The organism is Demequina sp. NBRC 110053 (assembly GCF_002090095.1).
Lineage (GTDB): Bacteria > Actinomycetota > Actinomycetes > Actinomycetales > Demequinaceae > Demequina.
This window is the reverse complement of record NZ_BBRJ01000002.1, coordinates 58,923-70,936: the sequence shown is the minus strand read 5'-3', so window position 1 is coordinate 70,936 and position 12,014 is coordinate 58,923. Positions and strand designations below refer to the sequence as shown.

Below are 12,014 nucleotides of genomic sequence, written 5' to 3'. Positions count from 1 at the left end.
GTTCGCCACGCGGTCGCTTCCCACTAGGCTGGTCGGCGTACCCAGACCCCCCTCAGGTAAGGACGCGACAATGGCGCTTGCTCAGATCGGTGTGACCGGACTTGCGGTGATGGGCCGCAACCTGGCCCGCAACTTCGCCCGCAACGGGTTCACGGTGGCGGTGCACAACCGCTCGCCCCAGAAGATGCACTCGCTGATCGAGGAGCACGGCGAGGAGGGAACCTTCATCGGCTCCGAGTCCCTCGAGGACTTCGTCGCCTCGCTGGAGAAGCCGCGCCAGGTGGTCGTCATGGTGCAGGCGGGAGGGCCCACCGATGCCGTCATCGACGCGCTGGTGCCGCTGCTGGACGAGGGCGACATCATCGTGGACGCCGGCAACGCCCACTACGCCGACACCCGCCGTCGCGAGGCAGCGCTGCGGGAGCAGGGACTGCACTTCGTCGGATCGGGCGTGTCGGGAGGGGAGGAGGGCGCACTGCTGGGCCCGTCGATCATGCCCGGCGGTCCCGCGGAGTCGTACGTGACGCTCGGACCCATCCTCGAGAAGATCGCCGCCAAGGCCGAGGACGGCACCCCGTGCTGCGTGCACGTGGGGCCCGACGGCGCCGGGCACTTCGTCAAGATGGTCCACAACGGCATCGAGTACGCCGACATGCAGCTGATCGGCGAGGCATACGACCTGCTTCGCGCCGGGCTGAACCTGACGCCCGCGCAGATCGGCGAGATCTTCGCGGAGTGGAACGAAGGGGACCTCGAGTCCTTCCTCATCGAGATCACGGCCGAGGTGCTGCGCCACCAGGACCCGCGCACGGGCAAGGCGCTCGTCGACGTCATCGTCGACCAGGCCGGACAGAAGGGGACCGGGCGCTGGACCGTGCAGTCGGCGCTCGACCTCGGCGTCCCGGTCACGGGCATCGCCGAGGCGACGTTCGCTCGCGCCATCTCCTCGCAGACCGCCCAGCGCGAGGCGGCTCGGGGCGTCCTCGCGGCGAACGCCGGCGAGTTCCACATTCGCGACAAGCGCGGATTCATCGAGGACGTGCGGCTCGCGCTGTACGCGTCCAAGGTGGTCGCGTACGCGCAGGGCTTCGACCAGATCCAGGCCGCCTCGGAGGAGTTCGGCTGGGACATCGATCGTGGCGACATGGCCAAGATCTGGCGCGAGGGCTGCATCATCCGCGCGCGCTTCCTGGACCGCATCACCGAGGCGTACGACCGCAACCCGGAGCTCGCGACCCTGCTGGTCGACGAGTACTTCCAGGGAGCCGTCGCCAACGGCGTCTCCGCATGGCGGCGGGTCGTGTCCCAGGCCGCGCTCGCCGGCGTGCCGGTGCCCGCCTTCGGCTCCTCGCTCTCGTACTACGACTCGCTGCGCGCCGAGCGCCTGCCCGCCGCCGTCATCCAGGGTCAGCGGGACTTCTTCGGCGCCCACACCTACAAGCGCGTCGACGCCGAGGGCACGTTCCACACGCTGTGGTCGGGCGACCGCAGCGAGGTCGAGGCCTGACCCGCCCGGGCGCGACGTCGAAGCAGGAGGTCTCGATGGTCCCGGTCGTGGTCGGCGGCGACATCGGCGCCTACGCTCTCCTGAGGGCGTTCCACGACTGGTCCGGCGTGCGGGGCGTGGTGGTGTCGCGCCTGCAGACGCGCGCGTTCGCCGACACCCGCATCGCGGACGTCAGGATCGCGGACGTGGAGGATCCCGACGCGCTCGTCGCCTCGCTCATCGAGCTGGGGCGCGAGCGGTCCGATGAGCGCCTGGTACTGCTGTCGAACGCCGACTGGTACGTCGAGACGATCATCGCGCGCAGGGGCGAGCTCTCCGAGCACTACGAGATCCCGATGTGCTCGCCGGAGGCGTTCGCTCGCGTCTCCTCGAAGACCGCGTTCCAGGCGGACTGCGAGGCGCTGGGGATTCCGGTGCCGCGCACGGTCGCCGTCACCTTCGAGGGCGGCGTGCCGCAGTCCAGCGCGGACCTGGACTCGCTGGTGTTCCCGGTGATCGGCAAGGCCGACTCCTCCGCCGAGCACCACCGCGTGTCGTACCCCGGCAAGCTCAAGGTCGCGCACCTCACCACGCGTGGCGAGGTCGAGGACCTGCTGGGGCGCGTCGCGGCGAGCGGCTATGCGGGCACGTACCTGCTCCAGGAGTTCATCCCCGGCGACGAGACCCAGATGCGCTCGCTCACCGCGTATCGCAACGCGCGCGGCGAGGTGACGCTGCTATGCACCGGGCGCGTCCTGCTCGAGGAGCACACCCCTGGCACGCTCGGGGTGCCGGCCGCCATCCTCACGGAGCCCTACACGGACGCGATGGACGCGATGGCGCGCTATCTCGAGCGCGTGGACTACCGGGGATTCGCCAACGCCGACTTCAAGCGCGACCCCCGCACGGGTGAGCACGTGTTCTTCGAGGTCAACCCGCGCATCGGCCGCAACAACTGGTACGTGACGGCGGCTGGCGCGAACCCCGCTGACCACGTCGCCGCCGACCTCGACGGGACGCCGATCGCTCCCGTTCGCGCGACCACGGAGGTCCTCTACTCCGTGGTGCCCCTCGGGCTGCTCGTCCGCTATCTGCCCGACGCCGACCTGCGGGCGCGGGTCCGGGCGGCCGCGCGCCGCGGCATCGCGCGCCCGCTGCACAACCCAGCGGACGGCTCCCTCGCGCGCCAGCTGACCATCGCCGCGATGACCTGGAACCACCGGCGCAAGTACCGGGAGTTCTACCCCGAGCCCACGGCGACGGGGCATTGAGCGGCAGGCGGGCCACGGACGGATGACTGCGCACCTCGTCGGACGGCGCCCCCACGTCGAGCCCGCGGCGCTCATCGCCGCGCTCACGGTGCCGCCGCACTTCGCGGACGCGACGTTCGACTCGTACATCCCCGACCCTGACTTCCCGAGTCAGGAGGCCGCCGTCAGCGAGGTTCGGTCCTTCGCGAAGGGCGTGGCGCGCAGGGGACTGGGAATGCTGAGGCGTCCCAGCGGGGGCCGCGGAATCTACCTCGACGGGGGGTTCGGCGTCGGCAAGACGCACCTGCTGGCGTCTCTCGCGCACGAGGTGGGCGAGCGCGCTGTGTTCGGCACCTTCGTCGAGTACACCCAGCTGGTGGGCGCGATGGGCTTTCAGGCCACCAGGGGCGCGCTCCAGGAGTACGCGCTCGTGTGCATCGACGAGTTCGAGCTCGACGACCCTGGCGACACGGTTCTCATGGCGAGGCTCATGCGCGAGCTCGCCGATGCTGGGGTGGCACTGGCGGCGACGTCCAACACGCTTCCGGGCTCGCTGGGCCAGGGCCGCTTCGCGGCGGACGACTTCAAGCGCGAGATCCAGGCGCTGTCCAGCGTGTTCGAGGTGATCACCATCGACGGACCGGACTATCGCGGCCGGGGCGACCTGCGGTTCCCGCCGCCGGCGACCGTCTCCCAGGTGCTGGACGCGTGCTCCGGTGACGGGTCCGCGTGCGAGGACTGGGCGGCTCTGATGGAGGACCTCACCCACGTGCATCCGAGCCGCTACGGCGCCTACGTCGATGGCCTCGCCGTGCTCGGGCTGCGCGGCGTGCGGCCGCTCGCTGACCAGGCGCAGGCGCTGCGCGTGGTCTCGCTCGTCGACAGGCTCTACGACCGAGACGTTCGGGTGATCGCGTCGGGCCACTCGCTCGGGGACATCTTCTCTGCGGAGATGCTGCGCGGCGGGTACCGCAAGAAGTACTACCGGGCGCTCAGCCGCATGCTGTCGATGGTCGCCGGGGAGCCCGAGCACCGGTAGCGGCGCGCCTGCGCGATGCGAGGGTGCTCGGGATCGGCTCCGGCAGGCAGGTCGACGGCGGGTACCCATACTCGCGCGCGGATCTGTTCGACGCCTCCTGCGCGGTCGTGCGGTCGTACATCGATCCGGCGTTCGGCCACCGCGTCCCGCCTACGCGTCCTCGTGAGACTTCGTGACGGCGACGCCTCCCGGTTCCACCGTGAGCCCGGCCTCGGAGCGCTTCACCGGCCCGAACGAGGCGACCAGCTCTCCGGAGACCACATGAGCGGTCTCTGACAGGTTGGCGTGGACCTCGAGGGGTCCGTGCATGGTGAGCATGCGCTGGCCGCGCTCGGAGACGCCGGCGGGGTGCCGCTCCCATGCGTCGCGAGCCGACACCAGGGGACGCAGCGCCATGAGGTCCGCGACCCACGACCGAATGGCGTCATGATGAGCGGTGGAGGCGCCCACTCCGGAGCCCAGCTTGGAACGCAGGAAGGTGGTGCGATCCTGCGGGTCGGGCACCTGCACCTCGCCGCCGTAGAGCTGCTCCCAGCCGTGGCCCGCGAACTCGCTCATGCGCCCCTCGGACACCGCGGTGCCGAGCGGCTGATCGTGATCCGTGAAGAACATGAAAGGCCTGGTCTCCCCGTACTCCTCGCCCATGAACAGCATGGGCGTGAAGGGGGACAGCAGGATCAGCGCCAACGACGCCGCCTGGGCGCCGGGGGACAGGGACGATGCGGGCCGGTCGCCGATGGCGCGGTTGCCCACCTGGTCGTGGTTAGAGGCGCAGACCACGAACCGGCGGCGGTCGACCTCGGGTGACACCGGTGCGCCCCAGGCGCTCCCGCGGAACGGCGAGTGCGTGCCGTCGTGCCAGAACACGCTGCGGTAGACCTTGTCGAGCGCCTCGATCGAGCCGAAGTCCACGTAGTAGCCGTGGCGCTCGCCGGTCAGGTAGGCGTGGAGCGCATGGTGGACGTCGTCGTTCCACTGCGCGGTCATGCCCAGGCCGCCCTCCGAGGTAGGCGTGACCATGCGGACATCGTTGAGGTCGGACTCCGCGACCAGCCCGAGGGGCCGGCCGAGGCGCTGCGACAGCGCAGCCGCCTCATCGGACAGCTGGGCGAGGATGTGGCGCTCGCTGTCGTCCCGGATCTCGTGCACGGCGTCTAGCCGCAGGCAGTCCACGTGGAAGTCGCTGAACCAGCGCAGGGCGCTGTCGCAGATGAGCCGCCGCATGCCGTCGGAGCCTGGCTGGTCGACGTTGACGGCCCAGCCCCATGGCGTGTCGTGGGCGTCGGTGAAGTAGGGACCGAACTTCGAGAGGTAGTTGCCGTCCGGACCCAGATGGTTGTAGACCACGTCGAGGCAGACGCCCAGTCCCGCCTGGTGCGCGGCATCGACGAATCTCTGCAGCGCAGCCGGGCCACCGTAGGCCTCGTGCACCCCCATGAGGGAGACGCCGTCGTACCCCCAGCCATGGCGGCCAGGGAACGGGGCGATCGGCATGAGCTCGACGATGTCGACGCCGGTGGCCTTGAGGTCCGGAAGCTGCACGATCGCCGCGTCGAGGGTGCCCGTGGGAGTGAAGGTGCCGACGTGGAGCTCGTAGAAGACGGCGCCGAGCGCGTCGATGCCGGCCCACTCGCCGTCGCCCCATCGGTGCACGCCTGCGTCGAACACCCGCGACGGCCCGTGGACGCCGTGCGGCTGCTGCGCGGAGCGCGGATCGGGCCACGGCCCCTCGCCGTCGACCTCGAAGGCATAGTCGGTGCCCGGTGCCAGCTCGGGACCGGTCCACCAGCCATCGTCCGCGCGCTCCAGGTCCGCGCGAGTCCTGTCAGCGTCGGGCGCACCGATGACCGCGACCACCGCATCGGCGTCCGGGGCCCAGACGGACGCGCGCATCAGGCAGCCACCAGCAGCGCGACGGGCAGTGCCGACAGCAGCGCGGCGAGCTCGACCGTGCCGCCCTCATGCACGCGGCCCGTGAGCGCATCGGCCCACCGGCCGCTCGGGAGCGTCACCGTGTGGTCGCGCCACCCACCCAGCCGCTCAAGGTCGAGTCCGAGCCGCGTGGCGACCGTGATGACCTGAGGCTGCTCGTCCACCGAGCGAGCGAACACGACCGCGTGGCCTGAGCTCGACGGCAGGGGGTGATAGCCGCTCCCGGGGCCCGTGAAGGCCTCGGGATGGTCGCGACGGGCGGCGAGCGCTCTCGCAGTGACGAGCAGCTTCTCGTCGTCGAGAGTGCGTGGGCGCGCACCAGACGCGAGTCGCCGCAGGCTCCGCTCCCGCGCGTCGAAGTCGACGGCGCGGCGGTTGTCGGGGTCGACCAAGGAGGGCGAGACGAGCTCGGTGCCCTGGTAGACGTCCGGAATGCCGGGGATCGTGAGCTGCACGAGCTTCATGGACAGGATGCTCGCGCGCACTCCGTCCGCTGTCGCCTCATGCCACTCGTTCACGATCTCACGGACCGTCGGGTCCGCATGGGTCGACTGCGCGAACCACAGGACGGCGGACTCATAGTCGGCGTCGACGCTCGTCCAGGTCGTGGCCGTCTTCGCCTCGCGCATGGCCTTGATGAGGTAGCCCTCCAGCCGGTCCCACTCCATGACGCCGTGCTCGTCGGAGGTGCCCACCAACGTCTGCCACCACAGGTTCTCGGTGCGGCCGTCGAGCAGCGCCGGCCGGATGCGGGCCGAGGCGTCCTGAAGGCGCGTCACCAGGGCGTCCCATTCCTCGGAGGCCTCCGACAGCACGGACAGGCGTGCTCGAACGTCCTCCGATCGCTTGGTGTCGTGCGTCGTCAGACAGGTCATCGCATGCGGGAAGGACTGCTGCTGCTCGACCGCCCAGGCGTGGAAGGCGGCTGGGGGAAGGGCGAAGCGGCCAGCAGGGGAGCCGACCTCGCACAGCGGCAGCAGGTGCGTCCAGCGGTAGTACGCGGTGTCCTCGACGCCCTTGGCCATCACCGCACCGCACGCCTGCTGGAAGCGCGTGATGAGCTCCCGCCGGTTCGCATCTCCTGTGCGCCCGGCGGAGCCGACCTCGGCGCCCTTGAGCAGGTCGACCACCACCTCGAGGGTCTCGTGTCGCTCGTCGTCGAGCACCGCGAGCGCGCGCTCGACGGCGTGGTCGATGGCCTCGAGCGACGGCTGCTTGGGCGGCGTCCCCGAGACCACGTAGGCGCGGTACCGCTCGAACGCCACCAGGAGGGTCCGGAGGCAGTCGTAGAGCGCGCGCCACGTGTGGTCGCGCAGGCGCACGTCCGAGTGGCAGATCTCGTGCGCGATGGTCGCGAGGCGATGGACCTCGCTCGACAGCGAGTCCTTGACGATCTCGCGCTTGGCCTCCGCGATCAGGTCGGGCAGGGTGCCCATGGCGTCGCCTGCGACTCGGTGCAGCGTGGCCGCCAGGGGAGACGAGCCGGCGGGGTCGCGCAGGAGGGCGCCCACCCGCCACGACGCGTCGTAGCCCGTGGTCCCGGCGGTGCGCCACGACTTCGGCAGGATCTCGTCGCCTTCGAGGATCTTCTCGACCACGATCCACGCGCCGTCAGTCGCGTCCGCGAGCCGAGCGAGGTAACCGGCGGGGTCCGCGAGACCGTCCGGGTGGTCGATGCGCAGTCCCTGGAGGGTCCCGTCCTTGATGAGGTCGACGATCACGCGGTGGGTCGACTCGAAGACGTCCTCGTCCTCGACGCGTACGGCGACGAGCGAACCCACGTCGAAGAAGCGGCGGTAGTTGAGCTCCTCGTTCGCGACGCGCCAGTACGCGAGCCGGTAGTGCTGCTCGTCGACGAGGTCCGCGAGCGGCAGGTTCTCGGTGCCGGCGCGAACGGGGAACACGTGCTCGTAGTAGCGCAGCACGGGAACCTCTCCGCGCTCCTCGAACCCCGGGATCACCATCGAGTCGAGGGTGAGCTCGCCGGAGGCGAGCACAGTGCCGATGCGCTGTCCGAGCACGGGCATCAGCACCGGATCGCCCCCCGACCAGTCGACGTCGAACCAGTGGGCGTGATCCGACTCGATGCCCTCCGCGAGGACGGACCACAGCGCGCGGTTGTGGTACGCCGGCGTGGGCACGGCCATGTGGTTGGGCACCACGTCCGCGATGAGGCCGATGCCGCGCTCGCCTGCCTGCCAGGAGAGGTCGCGCAGCTGCTCGATGCCGCCGATCGACGCGGCGATCCGGGAGTGGTCGACGACGTCGTAGAAGTGCGTGGATCCCGGCGCCGCCTCCAGGATGGGCGACAGGTAGAGGTGCGTCACGCCCAAGGCCTCGAAGTAGTCCAGCCTCGCCGCGGCGTCGGCGAACGTGAAGTCGGCGCTCAGCTGGAGGCGGTACGTCGAGACCGGCACCACAGCATCGGCTGCGTGTCCGTACCTGCGCGCGCGTTCATGAGTGGCCTCAGACATGTCGAGCGGTACCTCCATCGATGACGTTGCACTCATCCTCGCAGATGGAGGTGACGGTCATGTCTCGTGCTGGCCGGAATCTCCCCGCCGCTGCCGAGGTTGCACGGCCATGGACTCCTGGGACGTACGAGACTGGCGGGCACGCGTGGCGACTCTCTACGCCGAGGTGAGAGCCGAGGAGCGGCCGGAGCGTGCGCACGGTCACTGGGTGGCCGGGCGCGACCGCCTGCTGGCCCGGCACCCTGCCTCGCCCGTGCCGCCGCAGCATCGCCACGGCTTCACGGCAGACGTCGCCCCCTATGACCCCGCATACCGCTTCGAGGTCGCGGTCGAGCCCGCGGAGAGCGAACGTCGCGAGGTTCCCACGCCCACCGACGGCGTCGTGCCCTTCGAGCGCATCGGCCGCATCGACCTGCCGGGCCTCGGAGCTCTCGACGTGTGGTGGCTCGACTCCTACGGCGGCGGGGTCTTCCTCCCCCTGCGTGATGCGTCGCAGAGCACCTACGGCGGCGGGCGCTACGTGCTCGACACGGTGAAGGGCGCCGACCTGGGCGGTGACAGGGATGCGCTGGTGATCGACCTCAACTTCGCGTTCCAGCCCTCGTGCGCGTACTCGAGCGACTGGGTGTGCCCGCTGCCAGGGCCCGGCAACACGCTCGCCGTCGCGGTCGAGGCAGGGGAGCGGTACGTCGCGCTCGACTAGTCGTCGAGCTGCGGGCGCTCGCCATCGGCGGCGGCCCTCGCCCGATCCCGATGGGCGGGCGGACGGCCGGCCACGAACCACACGATGCCTCCGAGCGGCGGGAACACAACGGTGATGACGAGCCACACTGCGAGCACGCGCCCCGACAGCACCGAGGAGTGACGCAGCTGCGAGATCACCGCCGCGACGGTGATCACCACGAGGCCGAGAGCGAGGAAGCCCCACAAGGCGTCGTAGGTGACCGGGACGAGGGGACTGGGCTCCATGCGCATGCCCCGAGGATAGTGGCGGGCGGCACGCGAGCCGCCCCTGTCGGGGCGGCTCTGCCGTGGTGGGCGATACTGGGATCGAACCAGTGACCTCTTCCGTGTCAGGGAAGCGCGCTACCGCTGCGCCAATCGCCCGAGGTGGAGACGGGATTCGAACCCGTGTGGACGGCTTTGCAGGCCGCTGCCTCGCCTCTCGGCCACTCCACCGCAGTGCCTCGGCCCGAGGGCCTCGGCGCTCCGAGCGGACGACGGGACTCGAACCCGCGACCCTCACCTTGGCAAGGTGATGCTCTACCAACTGAGCCACGTCCGCATGGCCCGTGCACGCGCATCGGGCCGTAGACGAGGATAGCCGATGCGCGGGCCCGCACCGAGCACCGACACGGCACAGCAGTGGCCCGGATATGACTCAGGCCGCCCCGGGGATCCGGGACGGCCTGGCCTGCGTGGTGGGCGATACTGGGATCGAACCAGTGACCTCTTCCGTGTCAGGGAAGCGCGCTACCGCTGCGCCAATCGCCCGAGGTGGGTACGGGATTCGAACCCGTGTATACGGCTTTGCAGGCCGCTGCCTCGCCTCTCGGCCAACCCACCGTGGTCGCCAACTGAGGTTGGCAAGGAACCTACGAGCGGACGACGGGACTCGAACCCGCGACCCTCACCTTGGCAAGGTGATGCTCTACCAACTGAGCCACGTCCGCGTGTCGGGGCGTTGCCCTGACGAGATAGGAACTCTAGCCCATTCGTCGCGGGGACACAAAACGGGGAGGACGGGCCGCGCGGGCTCCTGCTCAGCGCCCACTACCGTGGAGCCATGGCAGCACAGAGCCGGCCGGACGGCGTCGGCAGCGCCGAGTTCCGCGGGGTCCGCGCGAGCGGAGTGGTCGAGCACATCGACGCCATCCGTGACGGTCACCGTCTGGCCCACGACGGCTTCTGGGTGGTGGTGGGCGGCTTCGACGGTCGGGTCGATGCGTGGCGCATGGCAGACGTCGACCGTTCGTCCCGGTCGCCTGCCAGGAGCGGTCGCCCGTGGTTCGGCCCAGCGCCGTCGGCATGGTCGTCGTCGATGTCGCGTGACGCGTACATGACTGGCGTGGAGGCGATTCGCGCGGACATCCGGGAGGGAGAGGTCTACCAGGTCAATCTCTGCCGAGTGCTGAGCGCTCCGCTGAGAGCAGGAGCGACGGCTCCCGACGCCGTCGCGTTGAGCGAACGGCTGGCCGTGGGCAATCCGGCTCGGTACGCATCGCGCATCGTGATTCCCGCAGGGGCCGGCAGCGCGTCAGCGCCCGCGACCTGGATCGTGTCGGCGTCCCCCGAGCTCTATCTGGCCATCGACGACGACGCCGTCCGCTCGAGTCCGATCAAGGGCACCGCCGCCCCTGGCGCCGCGATGCTGGACAAGGACGTCGCCGAGAACGTCATGATCACCGACCTGGTGCGCAACGACCTCGCCCACGTGGCCGAGCCAGGCTCCATCGCGGTGCCGGAGCTCCTGGGCGAGCACGAGCTCCCTGGCCTCACCCATCTGCAGTCGACGGTGAGCGTGACGCTCGCGCCATCGCACCGGTGGACCTCCCAGATGTGGCCGGGCCTGCTGTCCGGCACGTTCCCGCCCGGCTCCGTGTCGGGCGCGCCCAAGTCCGCGGCGCTGCGCATCATCGCGCGCGAGGAGAACGCGCCGCGCGGGCCGTACTGCGGGGCCATCGGATGGGTGGACGCCGACCGCCGCAGGGCCGAGCTCGCGGTGGGCATCCGGACCTTCTGGTGGACGGCGGGCATCCTGCACTTCGGCACGGGCGCTGGCATCACCTGGGGGTCTGACGCGGCGGCGGAATGGGAGGAGACAGAACTCAAGGCCAACCGGTTGATCGCCCTGGCATCCACTGAAAGGATGCAGGCATGAATCCGATCGTCTGGGCTGGGGGGACGCTGCGGGAGCCCGGGGAACCGGTCGTCGCGGCGACGGATCACGGCTTCACCGTCGGGGACGGCGTCTTCGAGACCCTCGCGGTCCGCGACGGTGTCCCGTTCGCGCTGAGCAGGCACCTCGCGCGGCTGGCGTACTCCGCGGACCGCATGGGCCTGGGGATGCCCGACGGCGCGGCCGTGCGGGAGGCGATCGCGGCCGTCATGGGTGCGGGAGTCGTCACGCGCCTGCGCGTGACGGTGACATCCGGTGCGGGTCCCATGGGCTCCGCGCGCGGCGACGGCGCTCCTACCCTCATCGTCACGGGCGTCGATGCGCCGAGGCCGCACACGTGCCGCGCTGTGCGCGCGCCATGGAAGCGGAACGAGCGCTCGGCGCTGGCCGGCGTCAAGACCACCTCGTACGCCGAGAATGTGGTGATGGTCGAGTACGCCCGGTCGAAGGGCGCGGACGAGGCGATCATCGCCAACACCTTCGGCAACCTGTGCGAGGGCACGGCCACCAACGTGTTCGTCGAGCGCGGCGGCGAGGTGGTGACTCCGCCGCTGGCCTCCGGATGCCTGGCGGGCATCACGCGAGGCCTCGCCCTCGAGTGGGGCGTGCGAGCCGCGCTGCCCATGAGGGTCGCGGCGCCGGGGGAGCTGGCGATGAGCGTGCTCGACGAGGTGCTCGCCGGCGAGGCGCACCTCGCCGTCACGTCTTCGACCCGAGGTGTTCAGCACGTCTCCAGCCTCGACGGCGAGGACATCGCCGCCGGGCCGCTGCTGCGCAAGGTGAGCGCCGCTTACGAGCTCGCTGCCGAGCGCAATCCCGACCCGGCGGTCCCCAGCCGACGCTGACCCGAGTGATGAGAGCACTCTCACGGCTCTCTCCTCGGCGCCTCACGCCCGCCGACCACCGTGGTTCCCAGGTGCCCAGATCGGGTGCC

Annotated in this window: 9 protein-coding genes and 6 tRNA genes; 6 read left to right on the top strand and 9 right to left on the bottom strand. The window is 70.6% G+C overall.

Annotated features, from left to right (window positions below; genetic code table 11):
- Nucleotides 1-70 precede the first annotated feature (70 nt).
- The 3 genes from gndA to zapE are packed head-to-tail and all read left to right on the top strand — an operon-like array spanning nucleotide 71 to nucleotide 3,775.
- Nucleotides 71-1,507, top strand: coding sequence for an NADP-dependent phosphogluconate dehydrogenase (gene gndA / locus B7K22_RS00375; RefSeq protein ID WP_084037837.1), 1,437 nt, complete (start codon nucleotides 71-73; stop codon nucleotides 1,505-1,507).
- Between the two features lie 35 nt (nucleotides 1,508-1,542).
- A complete protein-coding gene (locus B7K22_RS00370) occupies nucleotides 1,543-2,757 on the top strand; it encodes a carboxylate--amine ligase (protein WP_084037836.1) in 1,215 nt (404 codons plus the stop codon).
- Between the two features lie 22 nt (nucleotides 2,758-2,779).
- Complete coding sequence (gene zapE / locus B7K22_RS00365; protein WP_084037835.1) at nucleotides 2,780-3,775, top strand: cell division protein ZapE; 996 nt, start codon at nucleotides 2,780-2,782, stop codon at nucleotides 3,773-3,775.
- A gap of 150 nt (nucleotides 3,776-3,925) precedes the next feature.
- On the opposite strand, the gene treZ is transcribed toward zapE, so the two are convergent.
- Together treZ and treY are read right to left on the bottom strand one after the other, a co-directional pair.
- Nucleotides 3,926-5,668, bottom strand: coding sequence for a malto-oligosyltrehalose trehalohydrolase (treZ, locus tag B7K22_RS00360; protein ID WP_084037834.1), 1,743 nt, complete (start codon nucleotides 5,666-5,668; stop codon nucleotides 3,926-3,928).
- Nucleotides 5,668-8,181 (bottom strand): malto-oligosyltrehalose synthase, encoded by a 2,514-nt coding sequence (gene treY / locus B7K22_RS00355; protein WP_084039596.1) that lies wholly within the window; start codon nucleotides 8,179-8,181, stop codon nucleotides 5,668-5,670. Before treY ends, treZ begins: the two co-directional genes overlap by 1 nt.
- A 109-nt stretch (nucleotides 8,182-8,290) precedes the next feature.
- Between treY and B7K22_RS00350 the strand changes: the two genes are divergently transcribed.
- Nucleotides 8,291-8,884: a DUF1684 domain-containing protein gene (locus B7K22_RS00350; RefSeq protein WP_084037833.1), complete on the top strand. Its 594-nt coding sequence runs from the start codon at nucleotides 8,291-8,293 to the stop codon at nucleotides 8,882-8,884.
- Here the strand turns inward: B7K22_RS00350 and B7K22_RS00345 are convergent.
- The 7 genes from B7K22_RS00345 to B7K22_RS00315 all read right to left on the bottom strand — a co-directional run bounded on the left by B7K22_RS00345 (nucleotide 8,881) and on the right by B7K22_RS00315 (nucleotide 9,854).
- On the bottom strand, nucleotides 8,881-9,156 hold the full coding sequence (locus B7K22_RS00345; RefSeq protein ID WP_084037832.1) for a PLDc N-terminal domain-containing protein: 276 nt from the start codon (nucleotides 9,154-9,156) through the stop codon (nucleotides 8,881-8,883). The two genes, B7K22_RS00350 and B7K22_RS00345, sit on opposite strands and share 4 nt — an antisense overlap.
- A 57-nt stretch (nucleotides 9,157-9,213) precedes the next feature.
- Nucleotides 9,214-9,288 (bottom strand) — tRNA-Val (locus B7K22_RS00340).
- A 1-nt stretch (nucleotide 9,289) separates the two neighbouring features.
- Nucleotides 9,290-9,360: transfer RNA gene (locus tag B7K22_RS00335), tRNA-Cys, on the bottom strand.
- Between the two features lie 33 nt (nucleotides 9,361-9,393).
- A tRNA-Gly gene (locus B7K22_RS00330) sits at nucleotides 9,394-9,466 on the bottom strand.
- 134 nt (nucleotides 9,467-9,600) lie between these two features.
- Nucleotides 9,601-9,675: transfer RNA gene (locus B7K22_RS00325), tRNA-Val, on the bottom strand.
- A 1-nt stretch (nucleotide 9,676) separates the two neighbouring features.
- Nucleotides 9,677-9,747: transfer RNA gene (locus B7K22_RS00320), tRNA-Cys, on the bottom strand.
- A 34-nt stretch (nucleotides 9,748-9,781) separates the two neighbouring features.
- Nucleotides 9,782-9,854: transfer RNA gene (locus tag B7K22_RS00315), tRNA-Gly, on the bottom strand.
- A 113-nt stretch (nucleotides 9,855-9,967) separates the two neighbouring features.
- Between B7K22_RS00315 and B7K22_RS00310 the strand changes: the two genes are divergently transcribed.
- Nucleotides 9,968-11,062, top strand: a complete 1,095-nt coding sequence (locus tag B7K22_RS00310; RefSeq protein WP_084037831.1) for a chorismate-binding protein — start codon at nucleotides 9,968-9,970, stop codon at nucleotides 11,060-11,062.
- Nucleotides 11,059-11,925, top strand: a complete 867-nt coding sequence (locus B7K22_RS00305) for an aminotransferase class IV (protein ID WP_084037830.1) — start codon at nucleotides 11,059-11,061, stop codon at nucleotides 11,923-11,925. The genes B7K22_RS00310 and B7K22_RS00305 overlap by 4 nt, the downstream gene beginning before the upstream one ends.
- Nucleotides 11,926-12,014 lie beyond the last annotated feature (89 nt).